The sequence below is a fragment of the Streptomyces lacaronensis genome, from assembly GCF_047337785.1.
In the GTDB taxonomy this organism is placed as follows: Bacteria; Actinomycetota; Actinomycetes; order Streptomycetales; family Streptomycetaceae; genus Streptomyces; species Streptomyces lycopersici.
Genome location: NZ_JBLHDK010000003.1, coordinates 10,811,443 through 10,827,947, shown reverse-complemented (window position 1 = coordinate 10,827,947; position 16,505 = coordinate 10,811,443). Strand labels below are relative to the sequence as shown.

The window sequence follows — 16,505 nt, the reverse complement described above, 5'->3', positions numbered from 1 at the left end:
AGAAGGAGGCTAGAGGAAGTGCGGCAGATCCTGCCGCCGCTTGACGTTGACTTTACGGAACACCCGGGTGAGGTGCTGCTCGACCGTGCTGGCGGTGATGTAGAGTTTGGCGGCGATCTCGCGATTGGTGTAACCCTTGGCAGCCAGTAGCGCGATCCTCCGCTCCTGTGTGGTGAGCGCGGACAGCCCGTCCTGGCGGTGGTGCGCGGACATCGCGGCCTCGGGGTCGATGGGATCGAGCGCGGCCTCCCGGCACAGGTGCTCGGCCCCCGTCTGCTTCGCCAGGTGCCAGGCGCGATGGGCCACCCGGCGCGCGTTGCGCTGGTCCCCGGTGTCCTTGAAGGCGATGCTGAGGTCGATCAGCGCACGGGCCAGCTCGTAGTCGTCACCGCTGTCCTTGAGCATGTCGACGGCCTCGGTGAGCAGTTGCGGGCGGCGGGTGACCCGGCTGACCGCCGCCAGGGTGCGCAGAGACAACCCGCGGGTCCGGGAGGGGCCCGGGAGCAGCCGGGCCATCTGCTCCCGTACCAGACGTTTGGCCTGCTCCTGGTCGTCCTGTGCCAGCCATGCCTCGGCCGCGCTGGTGCGCCACGGGACCACGTCGGCGCCGGGCGCCTGCCAGGTCTCGGCGAATCTGCCGCAGGCCAGGAAGTCCGCGAGCGCGGCCTGAGGGTGGTGGGTGGCCAGCCGGTAGTGGCCCCGGGCGTGCAGATAGTGCGCGCCGTGGCGGCTGTACAGGGCCTGCTCGGGGATCGGCTGGGCCACATACTTCTCCGCCTGCTCCAGCCTGCCGGAGCGGGTGGCGGCCAGGATGGCGCAGCCCAGGACCCCGGCCAGGTCGATGCCCCAGCCCTGGGGCGGTACGAGGACCATGGCGCGGGCCGCCAGGTCGTGGGCGGAGATCAGGTGTCCCTGCCGCAGATGGGCCTCGGCGCGGAGGGCGAGGAACTTCCCCTGCCAGGCGACGGCCTGGTGGGCGGCTGCCTCGGTCTCGAGCTTTTCGCACCAGACCACGACTTCGTCCGGGCGGCCCGCGTGGAGCAGCGCGCGCAGGGCGAGCGCTCCGGACTCGGCGCTCCACAGCGAGCCGTGGTCGAGGTGGAAGGTGCGCAGCAGCAGTTCGGCGCGGTGCGTCAGCTGGTCGTTGCGTCCGCGGACCAGATCGTCGGCCAGGGTGACCGCCGAGGGCAGCCATGGGTCGTGGCAGGGAGCGGCCTCCGGGGTGGCGGCGGCCACCGAGTGGGCCAGTTTCCGCAGTCCGGTGTGGAGGGGGTACGCCATCGCCGCCCAGTCCGTCAGGGGGCGGATGTCCTCGGTTCCGGGGCCGGCGCCCCGGTGGGCGCGGGTGCGCAGGGCGTCCAGCAGGGCGGTCAGCTCATCGAGCGCACCGGCCTGGGCCAGGCCCAGCACCAGTTCGGAGACCTCCCGGCGGTCCAGGTGGCCCGCAGTGAAGTCGCGTAGCTGGGGGCGGAGATGACGGACGGCGACCTGCGGTTTCAGCTGCCACTCCAGCCTGCTGAGCCGGGCGCGGATGCGAGCCGCGGTGGGGTCGTCGGCCCGGGTGTGCTGGGCGAGGTCCAAGCAGCTGAGCGCGGTGCCCACATCGCCGGTCGCCAGCGCCTCGTCGGAGGCCGTGACCAGCACCTCGGTGGCGCAGTCGGCACCGGGGCTCCCGGCGCTCAGCAACTGCCCGGCCACCGTCAGCGCGGGTGCCCCGGCCTCGTGCAGCAGCTCGGCGGCCGCGCGGTGCAGTGCGGCCCGGCTGTCGGCGGGCATGTCGTCCAGCACGGCGGTGGCGGCCACCGGATGGCGGAACGCCTGGCCCTTGGTGAGCAGTCCGGCGCTGGCCAGGGCGTGCAGGGCCCAGCCGGTCACCGTGGCGTCCACCCCGGCCAGCCGGGCCACGTCCGCCACCGGTGCCGCACCGCCGAGCACGGCGAGGGCGCGCACCACGGACAGCATCGACGGCCGGGAGTGCGCCACGAGCTCGAGCAGCGCCCGTCCGTAGCCCTCGGGGTAGCAGGCGCCACCCGCCTGCTGATCGATGATCAGGGCCTGCACGGCCAAGGGGTTGCCGCCGCTGATGCGGTGGAACTCCGCGGTGAGCCGGGGGGACGCGGTGTGCGGGCCGAGCAGCCGGATGGCCAGGGCGTCGACTCCGCTGCGGCTCAGGGGCCGCACGGCGATCCGGTGGGCGTTGGGGCTCTGCGAGAGCAGCCCGGCCAGCAGGGGCGAACGCGGCCACCGCAGAGTGTGGTCATCGGTGAGGAGCACCAGAATGCGGGCGGAATGCAGCCAGGGGACGATACCGGCGAGGAAGTGCAGCGAGGGCGGGTCCAGGTAGTGGGCGTTGTCGACGCAGATCACCAAGGGGGTGGCCTCGGCCAGATGGGCCAGCTCCATGGTGAGCTTCTGGAAGACGTCGACGACCTGCGTCTCCCAGCCGCCGCCGGCTAACCGCCCATCGGTGACGGTGTGTTCGACCGCCGAGGCGAGCAGCCCGCGCACCCGGTCCCGGCTGGGCGGCGGAATCGTCATGCCGTGGAAGAGCTGGGTCACCACGCCGAACGGCAGAAGGTGCTCGCGGAGCGAGGCGGTGGCCCTCAGCACGCGGGCGCCGCCCGGTTCGAGGGATTCGAGGAACTCGTGCACCAGCCTGCTCTTGCCACTTCCCAGCGGCCCGTCCACGACGGCCAGCTGCCCCTTGCCCCTCGTGGCATCGGCGAGCAGCCGGCCCAGGCCGGCCAGGACGTCATCGCGGTCGACCAGGTCGGGGAGCGCCCCGCCGGGCGCGCGGCCCCCCTCGTCTCCCCGGTCCTCCTGGTCCTTCCGGAAACCGATCGCCGACCGACCGGCGCCAACCGTGGAATCGTGGCATTCCAACAAGCTCACAGGCACCCCGCTTTCTGACATTTCTCCATCCGCGCGGCCCTCATGGGGCGTGCCCGCGCGAAAGCGCATGACGAGCAGGCAGAACTCCTCAGCGGCACAGGTGCGTTGTCCACCCTTGATGCCCGTGGCCTACCGCCAGGGGGAGGGAAATGGATGAGGGAAAGACGCGAGCCGGCCGGAGTCTTGTGTTTCAACAGCATGCAAACAGCGTGTGGCGGCTGTGACATGCACCGAGTAGGGGGCGACATGCACCGGGTAGGGGGCACTCTCGGGTCCTATGCGTAGGTCCCGGCGCACCGCGCTGTCAAGCGAATGAGTCATATATCACGAAACGATCACGCCGCACTTTTCGGCCGATGCTACGTGGCCCTCGTCGCCGTGGGAAGGCACCGTACGGGCGGTGTGGGCGAGGGGGTGGGTTCGGCGATTGGGCCGAAAATCGACGGTGCTTGATGGGTTCCTCGTAGGGGCTCGGCGTGCCGCTGTCGGGCGGGACGGACACGCCCGAGGGTCGCGCCGCCCGGCGCGAAAGCCAGGTGGAGACCCCGGCGAAGACCGGCGCGAAGGGGGATCAGGCCACCGCGGCTAGAGTGGCCTGACCCCATGGAGGTGGGCGCCTCACATCACTCCGCTGAGGTCAGACCAGCTGTACCGCCTGCTCGTACGAGGGCCGAGGAAGCCGGTCCCGGAAAGCTTCGGGGCTCGGGTAGCCGATGTTGACCAGCAGGAGCGAGCGCCACCGGCCATCGGGGAAGAACTCCTTGTCCACCGCCTCGGCGTTGAATCCCTTCATCGGCCCGGCGGCGAGCCCCGCCGCGCGGACGGCCAGCACGAAGTAGCCTGCCTGGAGTACCGCGTTGAAGTCCATGTGGGTCTCGCGCAGTTCCTGGTTGGCCTCCAGCATCTGCTGTAACTGCGGGTTGGACGGAGCGAGGAACGGCACATACTCCGGGTAACGGGTGTCCGCGGCCAGCACCGCGGTGACCGGGGCCGAGGCGGTCTGCTCCTGATTGGGCTGCGCCACCCCGGGCAGCAGCCGCTGCTTTCCTTCCTCGGTCCGTACGTACAGAATGCGCAGCGGATTGATATTCGCCGATGTCGGGGCCCATTTGAACAGTTCGTAGATGGCCCGCAGACGGTCGTCGCCCACCGGCTTGTCGCTGAAGTCATAGGCCGTCTTGGCCTCGGTGAAGAGAAGTTTCCGGCCCTCGGGTGAGAGTGCGTACAGGGCCTGATCGATATCGGGGGCCAGGGTGCTGTCCGTCATGGCCGTTCCAACTCCTAACTCAGATAAGTCGATTGCGCCCACAGCGTACGCGTACGAGGTGTGCGGTGGCCGGGGACTCGCTCAGGTGGGCTGGTGGCATGGGTATGTGGTGTTGGTCAGGCGGCGTGGTCTACCGCCGCGCGGATCATGTGTGGCACGCTCTTGGCATGATGCCGACGGCGCGTCCCATCGGAAAGCAGGCGTTCCCGTGAGGGCCGCCGTGCTGACCGAGCCCGGCGCGCTGTCCGTGGTGTCCGTGCCGGAGCCGTCCTGCGGCCCGGGGGATGTGCTGATCCGTATGCGGGGCACGGGGCTGTGCGGCTCCGATCTCGCGGTGCACGCGGGACGCCGGCGGCCACCGAGCCTGCCCTGGGTCCTGGGCCACGAGGGGACGGGGCGGATCGTTGAGCTGGGCCATGAGGTCAGCGGTCTGCGCATCGGCCAGGACGTGGTCATCGAACCGGACTACTGCTGTCTGATGTGCGATCCCTGCCTCGCCGGGCGCACATCGGCCTGTGAAGGACGGGCCGCCGTAGGACTGACCGTCCCCGGTCTGCTGAGTGACTACGTGGTCGCTCCGGCCGCGTTCGTATGGCCGGTCGCCCCGCGTCTGCCCCTTGAGGATCTGGTCTGTGTGGAACCCGCGACGGTGGCACGGGCGGCGATGCGGCGCTCGGGGATCGCACCGGGGCAGAGCTGCCTGGTTATCGGGGCCGGCTCCCAGGGTCTGCTGCTGTGCCAGGCGCTGGTCGACCACGGAGTGACGGTGTTCGTCCAGGAGCCCAACGAGGCCCGGCTCGACCGTGCGTGCTCCCTCGGCGCGACGCCCCTGCCGGCGGACGTGGCAGGGCTCCCCTGTCTCTTCGAGACCTCCGGAGCCCCCGGCGTGGTCGAGCAGGGGCTGCGACGACTCGCCAAACACGGCACCGCCGTGCTGATCGGGATGAACACCGCCCCGCTCGGGATCTCGCCGCGCGATCTGGTGGCGGGCCAGATCACCCTCATCGGCAGCATGATCTACGACCATCCGGTGGACTTCGCACAGACCGTCAGTGCCCTGGAGTCCCAGACCCCACCCCGGCTCGGCGCGGTGGTCAGCGACGGTTACCTCCTGGACGACGTCCAGGAGGCGTTCACCGCGGCGTACACCGCGTCGGGGAAGGTGTGGGTCGACCTGTCCTGAGGCGTCGGAGGGGCGACCGCCCTGGTGGCGGGCGCCGCCGACGGGCTCAGGGGCGCTCCGCCGGAGCTGCGACCGGAGCCGTGGCCGGAGCCGGGACAGTGAGCCCGCGCGCATCGCCCAGGGCCGCTCTGGGAGCCTCCTCGCCCTGGGACAGACACTCGATCAGGTAGTCGCCAGTTTCCGGGTCGAGGGTCACGCCATGGGTCTCGCTGCGGAATCCGGGAAAGCGCCGGTCGAACGTCTCCAACGCGGTCAGATAGCGCAGCAGTGGACCGTCGGGCGTGCCGATGCCCTCGCCGGGCATCAGCACCGGGATACCGGGTGGTGTGACGGTGACCATGGCCGCGGCCACCCGCCCCGCCGCCTCGGAAAGCCGCACCCGCTCGGTGCCGCCGCGGATGAGTCGCTGGTAGCAGAGCTGTGGCGGGACGACCGGCTCCGGCAGCTCCTGAAAGGCGGTGTCCAGCAGCCGGACCAGGCTCGCCTCACGCAGCTGGTCGTGCATCTCCTGGCACAGCTCACGCAGAGTCCGGCCGGTGTAGCGGCCGGGGTACGCGGCGACCAGTTCGGGCAGGACGCGGTCCAGTGGTGCGTCCTCGTCGTAGAGGGCTTTGAAGTCCATCAGGGCGTCCAGCAGGGTCCCCCATTTGCCCTTGGTGATGCCCATGGAGAACAGGACCAGGGTGGTGTAGCTGTCCGTCTTCTCGACCACCACGTGCCGCGTCGCCAGATAGGAGGTGAGGACCCGGGCGGGGATGCCCCAATCGGCCATCCGGCCACTTGCGTCGATCCCCGGGCAGGTCACGGTGACCTTGAGCGGATCGAGCATGCAGTAGCCATGGCTGAGCCCCGGGAAACCGTGCCACTCGGCGTCCGGTTCCAGCTCCCAGCACGAGGGGTCCGTGCGCAGCAGTTCGGCCGGGGCCTCGTCGAAGGGCAGCCGCTCGCCGCCGGCCGGGTCGGTCACGGTCTCCGGCTGCCAGATCCCGAAGAACCAGCTGGGGCGGTCCCCAGCGGCCTTGATACGGCGCCCGATCCGCACCACCGACTGACGGAAGCGGACCGCCTCGGCCAGCGCCTCGTCGATCAGCCAGCGGCCCTGTGGCCCGTCCATCATCGCGGTGGCCACATCCAAGGAGGCGATCATCGGATACAGCGGCGAGGTGGTGCCGTGCATCATCAACGCCTCGTTGAACCGGTCGTGCTCCACCGGGGCCCGGGGCGCGGGCCTGATATGCACCATGGCGCTCTGCGAGAGCGCGGCCAGCAGCTTATGGGTGGACTGGGTGGCGAAGACGGTGGGCCGGTCGGGCCCGGGGAAGGTGTCGGGCCCCACCGACATGCCGTAGCGCCCGGCGTAGAGGGGGTGGAAACGGGCGTAGGCGAACCATGCCTCGTCGAAGTGGACGCGTGGGGTGCTGGCCGCGAGCCCTCGGGCGGCCTGCACGGCGTCGTAACACAGCCCGTCGTAGGTGGAGTTGGTGAAGACCGCGTACTGGGCCTCGGCGGAGAGCGCGCCGCGCGTCAGCGGGTTTCCCGCGATCCGCGCGGCCACCGTGGCCGCCCGGATCTCATCCGGGGGCAGCGGCCCGGACAGTCCGTAGCCATTGCGGGTGGGGATCAGGTAGACCGGCCGGGCGCCGGAGACGACCAGGCCGTGCAGCACCGACTTGTGACAGTTCCGGTCCACCAGCGCGATCTCGTCCCGGGTGACGCTGAAGTGGCCGACCAGGCGGTCACAGGTGGAGTCGCCGTGGAGGACGAAGTAGGTGAGGTCCGCGCCGAAGACCCGGGCGGCGTTCCGCTCCGCGTCGCCGATCGGGCCCGTGTGCTCGAACAGCGAACCGAGGGCCTCGACCGAGATCGACAGATCGCTGCGGAAGAGCCGCTCCCCGAAGTAGTCGTGGAAGGCCCGGCCCACCGGTGACTTCAGAAAGGCGACACCGCCGGAGTGGGCGGGGGTGTGCCATGAGTACTCATGCGTATCGTCGAAGCGGCGCAGCGCCTTGAAGAACGGCGGCAGAACGGCCTCGCGGTAGGCGCGGGCGGCGCTGGAGATCCGTCCCGCGATGAAGGCGGCGGTGTCCTCCGTGGGCCAGACATAGCCGACCACGGTCTCCGACACCCACAGCGGCAGTTCTTCAAGGCTCTCATCGGCCGCGATCAGGAAGACCGGCAGATTCTGGAACCGCCTGCCGACCTGGCGCAGCACCGCGGCGCCACCCAACTCGCCGTCTGGTTCGTCGCGCGGTGGGCCGCCCGGTTCACCATGCGCGCCGCCGCACGGGTCGAGTCCCCAGTCGACCAGCGCGGCGGCAAGACCGGCCTCGGTGCGCAACACCGTCCGGGCGTCGGCGCCGGTGTCGGCCCATCGCACCGCGAACCCGCCGGCTTCCAACTCCTTGCGGATCCTGCGCAGCTGCTCGGCTCCGACCGTGTCGTCCCCGGGGTGCTCCCGCACCGCGAACAGAACCGTGTCGCCCACCATCTCCCCCTCCTCGGCGTGCCTCCCCTGTCCGTCCAGTGTTCAGGAACAGACCAGTACATGGGGGCATGCACCTGGAAGATCACACGAAGGAGGGAAAATCACCCCGGATGGGATCCTGGAGCCGCGGGGGCTCACTCGGTACGCGCGTCCAGACGCAGCACACTCCCCTCCCCGTTGGCCGATACGAGGAGGGCCCCGTCCGGTGCGACGGCGAGCCCGGCGAACTGGCGCGGGCGGCCGGGGACTCCGGGAATCGGCTCGGGTTCGGTGCGAGTGATCCCGGGCGGCAGGCCGACCGCCAGGTCCTCCGCGTCGGTCCTGCTCTCGCCCGTGGCGAGCGAGATCGCCCGCAGCCGCCGGTGCGCGACCTCCACCGTGAACAGCTCGTCGCCGCGCACGGCCAGCCCCTGCGGTTCGCCGAGCCCGTCCGCGACGACCACCGCCCCGCCGTCCTCCAGCCGGAGCACCGCGCCGCGCCGGTCGTCGCTGACATAGCAGCGCCCTCGGCCGTCGAAGGCGATGTCCAAAGGGTGGTCGAGCCCCTCGGCGAGCACGCTGACCGTGTCGGTGTCATCGATGCGCAGGATGCGGCCGGCACCGGTCTCGGCGACCGCGAGGGAGCCGTCCGGTGCGACGGCGATCCCGGTGGGCTGGTCCAGCCCGGTCGCGCGCACCCGGGTGGTCCTGTCCACGGGGTCGTGGGTGCGCACATCGCCGAGTTGTGAGGTGAGGTGCAGCAGGCCGTCGTCGGCGGTGACGTTGTGCACGGCGTACATCAGCTCATGGGTGACGACACCGGGCTCCTGCCCGTCGTGGCCGGTGGCATCCGGGCTCGCCAGCCGGAAGTGATCGGCCGCGTACACCGTGCCACCGAGGTCGACCGTGATGCCGAAGGGCCCGTCGAACCCCTGCGGGACCACCACCCGGGTCCGGCCGTCCGTGTGCACCTCCGCGATCCCGCCACTGGCGAAGCTGGACACGAACATCCGGTTCTCATGGTCGAACGCGGCGTTGTCCAGTCCCACGACGCCGGTGGCGACGACCGACCGGGCCCCGGTGTTCTGATCGATACGGGTCACCACCCCGGCCCTGCCACGGGACAGGACGACGAGGACGCCGCCACGGTCGAACCGCACCGCGACCGGGTCGTCCACCTCCTCGGCCACCAGCTCGGGCACCCCGCCGTCAAGCGGGATCCGCCAGACCTGGTTGCGCATCATCTGCGGGTAGTACAGACAGCCGTCCGGGCCGAGTTGCATCGCGTTGCCCAGGGCCAGTCCGTCGGTCAGCACCGCCGGGTCGCCACCGTCCGGGAACAGCTCCATCAGGCGGCCGTTCATCTTCATCTCGTTGACGAAGAGGCGGTCGCCGACACAGGTGATGCCGTTGGGCACCGACACCTGGTCGGAGACGAGCGTGTACTCGCCCTCGGAGCCGCGCCGCCACACCCGGCCGGGGGTCAGATCGGCGATGTACATCGAGCCGTCCGCCCCGAAGGCCAGGTCGTCCGGCGCCTCCACCGGGCCGTCGAGCGGCACCACCACCTCGATGTCACCCGAGGCCGGGTCCACGGCGCTGATCTGTCCGGCGAGGAACTGCGCCACGTACAGCCGCCCGTCGGGGCCGAAGGTGACGCCGTTGGAACCCCACAGCCGATTCGCCCGGGTGAGTCGCCGCACCTCCATGCGATCGCTCGTGACCTGCGTACGGCCGGTGTTGTCGAACCGGCTGGGGTGCATCGCCTCTCCTTCCGTATAAGTGGCACACATCGGTGTCAGGGGACCAGGACGTCGTCCATGCCGCCGTCCGCGCGCCAGCGCCTGAGCAGTTCGTGGAAGGCGATCGGACCGTCGCCGAAGGACTCGCTGCGCTCCCTCGGCATGCCCTCGTTGTTGTAGTAGCCGGGGGTGCACTCGGCATGGAAGGCGTACAGGTCCGCCGCCTTCTCACGGATCGTGGCACGCCACGCCGCCTCGGCCTCGGCGGTCGGCTCGACATACCGGGCCCCGCGCTTGCGCGCCTCGGCGAGCACCTCGGCGACATGAATGGCCTGCTCATCGAGGATGTGCACATAGTTGACGGAGCTGGCGTTCTGCAGCGGGCCGAGCTGGAAGAGGTTGGGGAAGCCGTGGCTGTAGAAGCCGTGCAGTGTCTTCGGGCCACCGCTCCAGGCTTCGGTCAGGGTGATACCGCCCCGTCCGTGCACCGGGAGGAGTCCGGAGGTGATTCCGGAGACGCCGACCTCGAAGCCGGTGGCGAAGATGACACAGTCGACCTCGTACTCGACCCCGCCGACCACGACCGCCTTCTCGGTGATGCGCTCGACTCCCCCGTGGTCGGCCGTGTCCACCAGTGTGACATTGGGCCGGTTGAAGGTGTCCAGATAGGTGTCGCTGAACGTGGGGCGTTTGCACATATAGCGGTACCAGGGCTTGAGGGCCTCGGCCGTCGCCGTGTTCTCGACGATGGAGTCCACTCGGTCGCGGATTCCGTTCATCTTCTGGAAGTCGGCGAGTTCGTAGAGGCGTTCGCGCTCCTGGGGCGGGAGGGCCGCGTAGCTGTCGGTCGGGATGAGCTTCTGCTGTAGCCGGGCGGTGCTCGTCCAGCCGTCGTCCACCAGGTCCTCGTCCGCCTGACCACCGGTGACGACGGCGAGGAAGTTGTCCCTGCGGCGGCGCTGCCAGCCGGGCGTGAGCGACGCGGCCCAGCCCTCGTCGGTGGGGCGGTTGCCGCGCACATCGACCGAGGACGGAGTGCGCTGGAACACATACAGCTGCTCGGCGTCGCGCCCCAGATGTGGCACGGCCTGGATGGCGGTCGCGCCGGTGCCGATGAGGGCCACGCGCTTGTCGGCCAGTTTGTGCAGACCGCCGCTCGCGTCACCGCCGGTGTAGTCGTAGTCCCAGCGGCTCGTGTGGAACGTATGCCCCTGGAAGGTCTCGATCCCGGGGATGCCGGGGAGTTTCGCCCGGCTGAGTGTTCCACTGGAGATGATCACATAGCGCGCCCGGATGCGGTCGTCCCGGTCGGTGTGCACGGTCCACTCCAACTCGGTGTCGTCCCAGTGGAGTTCGGTCACCTGGGTCTGGAAGCAGACATCGCGGTAGAGGTCGAAGTGGCGCCCGATCGCCCGTGCGTGCTGTCTGATCTCCTCACCGGGTGCGTAGCGCCACCGTGGTACGTAACCGACCTCCTCGAGCAGGGGCATATAGACGTAGGACTCGATATCGCACTGGACACCCGGGTAGCGGTTCCAGTACCAGGTACCGCCGAAGTCGCCGCCCTGCTCGATCACGCGGATCTCGCGCACACCGGCCTGCCGCAGCCGCGCTCCGGCGAGCAGACCGCCGAACCCGCCCCCGATGATCAGCACCTCGACCCGGTCGTGCAGCGGCTCCCGGGTGAACCCCGGCTCCACATAAGGGTCCTGGGCGTACGAGCCGAACTCCCCGGCGATGCGCCGGTATTGCTTGTTGCCGTCGGGGCGGATCCGGCGGTCGCGCTCGGCCCGGTACTTCGCCCGCAGGGCGTCCGGGTCGAATCCCAGCTCCTCGGTGTCCATGGAGGTGGTGGCGGTGGGCGGGCGTTGGGGGGTGGGCATAGGGGGTCCTCGGGCCTCTGGCGTCGGAAGGTGTGCGGGGCTCGGATGCCATCCGGGTGGCGTTGACCGGTGGCTGATCGGTCGGCGCCTGACCAGCCGCGGCCGACCGGCCGGCGACTGATCGGCGGCGCGGGCTCAGCCTCACAGAAACATTCCCACTGTGCAAGATTTCCCAATGGGAAAGAATCAGCCTTCTCCCGTATGCTCATCGGCGATGACTACCGGCCTGCGTGAGCGCAAGAAGGCGGCGACCCGCCAGTCACTGCACGACGCCGCCGTACTCCTCGCCGCCGAGCACGGCGTCGAGAGCCTCACGGTGGAGGCCATCGCCGATGCCGCCGCCGTCTCCCGGCGCACCTTCTCCAACTACTTCGCCAGCAAGGAGCAGGCGCTGCTGCACCACGACCGGGCACGTACGGTCCGGCTGGTCGAGCTCATCCGCGCCCGCCCGGCGCGGGAATCCCTGACGGCGGCGGTCATCGGCGCCGCCGAGCAGCACTCCACCGAGTTCGCGGCCGACCCGGAGCAGGAGGAGCGCTACCGGACCCTGCGTCTGCACCCGGCGCTGCTGCCCGAGCTGGTCGCCACCTACGCCGCCGCCGAACGCGATCTCTCCGTGGCCGTCGAGGAGCGCCTGCCCGCCGGACCGGACACGCCCCTGCGGGCCCAGATCCTCGCCGCGACCCTCCTCGCCGCCTTCCGCGTCGTCGGACAGACGGCTCTCGAACGCCGCGAGCGCGACGTCGTGGACCTCCTCCGGCAGGCGCTCGCCATCACCCGCGAGGGCTTCCGCTGACCGGTTTTCCCCGGCCGCGTGGACGACAATGTCAAGCGTGGCCGGATCTGAGCGGCCCTCGATAGGCATCGCCTATCGAGATGATCAGAATCATATCTTGGCTCTTTTGACCCGCCGGGTTCTACCGTCGTGTTCATGGCATTGACAACGCGGCCGGAGCAGCGTCCGACGCGGGCGGAGCGGCGGCCGTCCATGGCGCTCAATTTCTGGCAATCGACCCTCGGCAAGAAGATCGTCATGGGCGCGACCGGTCTGATCATGATCGGCTACCTCTGCGTCCACCTGCTCGGGAACATGAAGATCTTCTTCGGCCCCGGGGAGTTCAACGCGTACGGACACTGGCTGCGTGTCATGGGAGCCCCCGTTCTGCACCATGAGTGGGGTCTGTGGATCGCCCGGATCGTCCTTCTGGCCGCGGTGGTCCTGCACGCCGTGTCGGCCTACCAGCTGAGCCGACGGGACATCAAGGCCCGCCCGCAGAAGTACGTCCACACCAAGCCACGGATGAGCTATGCCACCCGGACCATGCGCTGGGGCGGGGTGATCCTGGGCCTGTTCATCGTCTGGCACGTTCTGGACCTCACCACCGGCACCACGCACTCCGGCGGGTTCCAGGAGGGCCATCCGTACCAGAACGTGGTGGACACCTTCTCCACCTGGTACGGGAACGTCATCTACATCGTGGCGATGCTGGCCATGGGCATGCACGTCCGGCACGGCTTCTGGAGCGCCGCGCAGACCCTCGGCGCGGGCAACCACAGCCGTGACCGCGCCCTCAAGGCCATCGCCAACGCCCTGGCCATCGTTCTCACCGCCGGGTTCATCTCCATACCCGTCGGTGTCATGACCGGAGTGGTGAGCTGACCATGACCTCGTACAGCGAGTACAGCGAATACACCGACTACACCGTCGGCGAGCCGATCCAGGACGAGCAGGCCCCCTCCGGGCCGGTCAACGAGCGCTGGGACACCCGCCGCTTCGAGGCCAAGCTGGTCAACCCCGCCAACCGCCGCAAGCACACCATCATCGTGGTGGGCACCGGGCTGGCCGGTGGCGCCGCCGGCGCCACCCTGGCCGAGCAGGGCTACCACGTGGTCCAGTTCTGCTACCAGGACTCGCCGCGCCGGGCCCACTCCATCGCCGCCCAGGGCGGGATCAACGCGGCGAAGAACTACCGCAACGACGGCGACTCGATCCACCGGCTGTTCTACGACACCGTCAAGGGCGGCGACTTCCGCGCCCGCGAGTCCAATGTCCACCGCCTGGCGCAGATCTCGGTGGAGATCATCGACCAGTGTGTGGCCCAGGGCGTGCCCTTCGCCCGCGAGTACGGCGGTCTGCTGGACACCCGCTCCTTCGGCGGTGTGCAGGTCTCCCGCACCTTCTACGCCCGCGGCCAGACGGGCCAGCAGTTGCTGCTCGGCGCCTACCAGGCGCTGTCCCGCCAGATCGCGGCGGGCAATGTGGAGATGCACGCCCGCACCGAGATGCTGGATCTGATCGTGGTCGACGGGCGGGCGCGTGGCATCGTCGCCCGCGACCTGGTGACCGGCCGGATCTCCACATACTTCGCCGACGCGGTGGTGCTGGCCAGCGGCGGCTACGGCAACGTGTTCTATCTGTCGACGAACGCCATGAACTCCAACGCGACCGCCATCTGGCGGGCGCACCGGCGCGGCGCGTACTTCGCCAACCCCTGCTTCACCCAGATCCACCCGACCTGCATTCCGCGCTCCGGGGACCACCAGTCCAAGCTGACCCTGATGAGCGAGTCGCTGCGCAACGACGGCCGGATCTGGGTGCCCAAGGCGAAGGGCGACACCCGTCCGCCCGCCGAGATCCCCGAGGACGAGCGCGACTACTATCTGGAGCGGATCTATCCGTCGTTCGGCAATCTGGTGCCGCGCGACATCGCCTCCCGCGCCGCGAAGAACGTCTGCGACGAGGGCCGTGGCGTCGGCCCCGGTGGCCAGGGCGTCTATCTGGACTTCGCCGACGCCATCGCCCGGATGGGGCGCAAGGCGGTCGAGGAGAAGTACGGCAACCTCTTCGACATGTACGAGCGGATCACGGCGGAGAACCCGTACGAGGTGCCGATGCGCATCTACCCCGCGATCCACTACACGATGGGCGGGCTGTGGGTCGACTACGACCTGCAGACCACCGTGCCGGGGCTGTTCGCGATCGGCGAGGCCAACTTCTCCGACCACGGCGCCAACCGGCTCGGCGCCTCCGCGCTGATGCAGGGCCTGGCCGACGGCTACTTCGTCCTGCCCTCGACCATCAACGACTATCTGGCCCGGAACCCGCACAAGGACGAGGTCGACGCCTCGCACCCGGCGGCCGTCGAGGCCGTGCGGGAGACCGAGGACCGGCTGGCCAGGCTGCTGGCCGTGGACGGCGACCGCACCCCCGACTCCTTCCACCGTGAGATCGGCGAGCTGGTCTGGGAGTTCTGCGGTATGGCCCGCACCGACGAGGGGCTGCGCAAGGCGCTGGACCGCATCCCGCAGATCCGTGAGGAGTTCTGGCGGCGGCTCAAGGTGCCGGGCACCGGTGAGGAGTTCAACCAGTCGCTGGAGAAGGCCAACCGGATCGTGGACTATCTGGAGCTGGCCGAGCTGATGTGCCTGGACGCCCTGCACCGGGCCGAGTCCTGCGGTGGCCACTTCCGCGAGGAGTCCCAGACCCCCGACGGTGAGGCGGCCCGCGTGGACGAGGAGTTCTCCTACGCCGCGGCCTGGGAGTTCACCGACACCGGCGCCGCCCCCGTGCTCCACAAGGAGCAGCTGACCTTCGAGTACGTCCATCCCACTCAGCGGAGCTACGCATGAAGCTCACCCTGCGCGTCTGGCGCCAGAAGAACCCCGACACCCCCGGTGCCATGGCCACCTACGAGCTCGACGGCGTCTCCCAGGACATGTCCTTCCTGGAGATGCTCGACGTCCTCAACGAGGAGCTCATCGTCAAGGGCGATGAGCCGGTGGCCTTCGACCACGACTGCCGTGAGGGCATCTGCGGTGCCTGCAGCCTGGTGATCAACGGTGACGCCCACGGTCCGGAGCGCACCACCACCTGCCAGCTCCACATGCGGTCCTTCCAGGACGGCGACACCATCGACATCGAGCCGTGGCGCGCCTCCGCCTTCCCGGTCATCAAGGACCTGGTGGTGGACCGCTCCGCGTTCGACCGGGTGATCCAGGCCGGTGGCTACATCACCGCCCCGACCGGATCCGCGCCCGAGGCACACGCCACTCCGGTGCCCAAGGCGGACGCGGACTACGCGTTCGAGCACGCCGAGTGCATCGGCTGCGGCGCCTGCGTGGCGGCCTGCCCCAACGGCGCGGCGATGCTGTTCACCTCGGCCAAGGTCAACCATCTCAATGTGCTGCCCCAGGGCTCCCCGGAGCGGGAGACCCGGGTGCTGGACATGGTGGCCCAGATGGACGCCGAGGGCTTCGGCGGCTGCACCCTCACCGGTGAGTGCGCCACGGCCTGCCCCAAGGGCATCCCGCTGTTCTCCATCACCGCGATGAACAAGGAGTGGCTGCGGGCGACCCGCAAGGTCAAGCGCTGACCCCGCTCCCCCAGAACGGCACCCCTCGACAACGCTCCGTGGATGGGGTGTCCCGGCGGCGGAGGTCTTTCCGGACGCTAGACCTCCGCCGCCGCCCGTACATCCGTGCGGTGGCTCCGGTGCCATCGGATCACATACCCGCCACCGGGCCGCTAGGTTGAGCCCATGTACACCATGCGACTCTCCCGGCGGGTGAACGCTCCGCGCTCCGCCGTCTACCGGGCGCTCCTCGACGCGAGCGCCATCGCGGCCTGGCGGGTGCCCGAGGGCATGACCAGCCGGGTGCATGAGTTCGACCCCCGCGAAGGGGGCACCTTCCGTGTCTCCCTCGTCTACGACGACCCGGCGAGCACCGGCAAGTCGGGCGGCCATACGGACACGTACCACGGCCGCTTCACCCGGCTGGTGCCGGATGAGCAGGTGGTCGAGGTGCTCGAGTTCGAGACCGCGGACCCCGCCCTGCGCTCCACGATGACGATGACGACCACGCTCGCCGACGCGGAGGGCGGCGGTACCGACGTCCACCTCCTGCACGAGGGGATCCCCGACGCGGTTCCGGCCTCCGACAACGAGCTGGGGCAGCGCATGGCCCTGGACAAGCTGGCCGAGCTCGTCGAGACGGGCGGGGCGCCTCGGTAAGAGGACCCGGGGCTACCGCCGGTCGCGCTCGAAGAACGCCTGGGCCAGGCCGTCGAGCACAT

Annotated in this window: 11 protein-coding genes; 6 read left to right on the top strand and 5 right to left on the bottom strand. The window is 69.9% G+C overall.

Annotated features, from left to right (window positions below; all coding sequences use genetic code 11):
* Positions 1-9 precede the first annotated feature (9 nt).
* Positions 10-2,892: a helix-turn-helix transcriptional regulator gene (locus ACMTAK_RS46930; protein WP_413811815.1), complete on the bottom strand. Its 2,883-nt coding sequence runs from the start codon at positions 2,890-2,892 to the stop codon at positions 10-12.
* A 637-nt stretch (positions 2,893-3,529) separates the two neighbouring features.
* Positions 3,530-4,159: a malonic semialdehyde reductase gene (locus ACMTAK_RS46925; protein ID WP_413811814.1), complete on the bottom strand. Its 630-nt coding sequence runs from the start codon at positions 4,157-4,159 to the stop codon at positions 3,530-3,532.
* A 208-nt stretch (positions 4,160-4,367) separates the two neighbouring features.
* Between ACMTAK_RS46925 and ACMTAK_RS46920 the strand changes: the two genes are divergently transcribed.
* Entirely contained in the window at positions 4,368-5,342 is a 975-nt protein-coding gene (locus tag ACMTAK_RS46920) for a zinc-dependent alcohol dehydrogenase (RefSeq protein ID WP_413811813.1), read from the top strand.
* 46 nt (positions 5,343-5,388) lie between these two features.
* Here the strand turns inward: ACMTAK_RS46920 and ACMTAK_RS46915 are convergent, their stop codons facing one another.
* The 3 genes from ACMTAK_RS46915 to ACMTAK_RS46905 all read right to left on the bottom strand — a co-directional run bounded on the left by ACMTAK_RS46915 (position 5,389) and on the right by ACMTAK_RS46905 (position 11,431).
* A complete protein-coding gene (locus ACMTAK_RS46915; RefSeq protein WP_413811812.1) occupies positions 5,389-7,830 on the bottom strand; it encodes an Orn/Lys/Arg family decarboxylase in 2,442 nt (813 codons plus the stop codon).
* Positions 7,831-7,961: 131 nt separating this feature from the next.
* The gene (locus tag ACMTAK_RS46910; RefSeq protein ID WP_413811811.1) at positions 7,962-9,569 is read right to left on the bottom strand and encodes a hypothetical protein; all 1,608 of its coding nucleotides are present in this window, start codon (positions 9,567-9,569) and stop codon (positions 7,962-7,964) included.
* Positions 9,570-9,604: 35 nt separating this feature from the next.
* Entirely contained in the window at positions 9,605-11,431 is a 1,827-nt protein-coding gene (locus ACMTAK_RS46905) for a flavin-containing monooxygenase (protein ID WP_413811810.1), read from the bottom strand.
* A gap of 214 nt (positions 11,432-11,645) precedes the next feature.
* Between ACMTAK_RS46905 and ACMTAK_RS46900 the strand changes: the two genes are divergently transcribed.
* The 5 genes from ACMTAK_RS46900 to ACMTAK_RS46880 all read left to right on the top strand — a co-directional run bounded on the left by ACMTAK_RS46900 (position 11,646) and on the right by ACMTAK_RS46880 (position 16,443).
* Positions 11,646-12,227 carry a TetR/AcrR family transcriptional regulator gene (locus tag ACMTAK_RS46900; RefSeq protein ID WP_413811809.1) on the top strand — a complete coding sequence of 194 codons (582 nt, stop codon included), beginning with the start codon at positions 11,646-11,648 and terminating at the stop codon, positions 12,225-12,227.
* Between the two features lie 135 nt (positions 12,228-12,362).
* Positions 12,363-13,091, top strand: coding sequence for a succinate dehydrogenase (locus ACMTAK_RS46895; RefSeq protein ID WP_413811808.1), 729 nt, complete (start codon positions 12,363-12,365; stop codon positions 13,089-13,091).
* A 2-nt stretch (positions 13,092-13,093) separates the two neighbouring features.
* On the top strand, positions 13,094-15,061 hold the full coding sequence (locus tag ACMTAK_RS46890) for a fumarate reductase/succinate dehydrogenase flavoprotein subunit (RefSeq protein ID WP_413811807.1): 1,968 nt from the start codon (positions 13,094-13,096) through the stop codon (positions 15,059-15,061).
* Positions 15,058-15,804 carry a succinate dehydrogenase/fumarate reductase iron-sulfur subunit gene (locus ACMTAK_RS46885; protein ID WP_413811806.1) on the top strand — a complete coding sequence of 249 codons (747 nt, stop codon included), beginning with the start codon at positions 15,058-15,060 and terminating at the stop codon, positions 15,802-15,804. Before ACMTAK_RS46890 ends, ACMTAK_RS46885 begins: the two co-directional genes overlap by 4 nt.
* Before the next feature lie 165 nt (positions 15,805-15,969).
* Positions 15,970-16,443: an SRPBCC family protein gene (locus tag ACMTAK_RS46880; protein ID WP_413811805.1), complete on the top strand. Its 474-nt coding sequence runs from the start codon at positions 15,970-15,972 to the stop codon at positions 16,441-16,443.
* Positions 16,444-16,505: the final 62 nt, after the last annotated feature.

Coding starts and splice junctions, on each gene's coding strand:
- ACMTAK_RS46925 (WP_413811814.1), bottom strand. CDS start 4,159: ATGACGGACAGCACCCTGGCCCCCGATATCGATCAGGCCCTGTACGCA.
- ACMTAK_RS46915 (WP_413811812.1), bottom strand. CDS start 7,830: ATGGTGGGCGACACGGTTCTGTTCGCGGTGCGGGAGCACCCCGGGGAC.
- ACMTAK_RS46910 (WP_413811811.1), bottom strand. CDS start 9,569: ATGCACCCCAGCCGGTTCGACAACACCGGCCGTACGCAGGTCACGAGC.
- ACMTAK_RS46905 (WP_413811810.1), bottom strand. CDS start 11,431: ATGCCCACCCCCCAACGCCCGCCCACCGCCACCACCTCCATGGACACC.
- ACMTAK_RS46900 (WP_413811809.1), top strand. CDS start 11,646: ATGACTACCGGCCTGCGTGAGCGCAAGAAGGCGGCGACCCGCCAGTCA.
- ACMTAK_RS46895 (WP_413811808.1), top strand. CDS start 12,363: ATGGCATTGACAACGCGGCCGGAGCAGCGTCCGACGCGGGCGGAGCGG.
- ACMTAK_RS46890 (WP_413811807.1), top strand. CDS start 13,094: ATGACCTCGTACAGCGAGTACAGCGAATACACCGACTACACCGTCGGC.
- ACMTAK_RS46885 (WP_413811806.1), top strand. CDS start 15,058: ATGAAGCTCACCCTGCGCGTCTGGCGCCAGAAGAACCCCGACACCCCC.
- ACMTAK_RS46880 (WP_413811805.1), top strand. CDS start 15,970: ATGTACACCATGCGACTCTCCCGGCGGGTGAACGCTCCGCGCTCCGCC.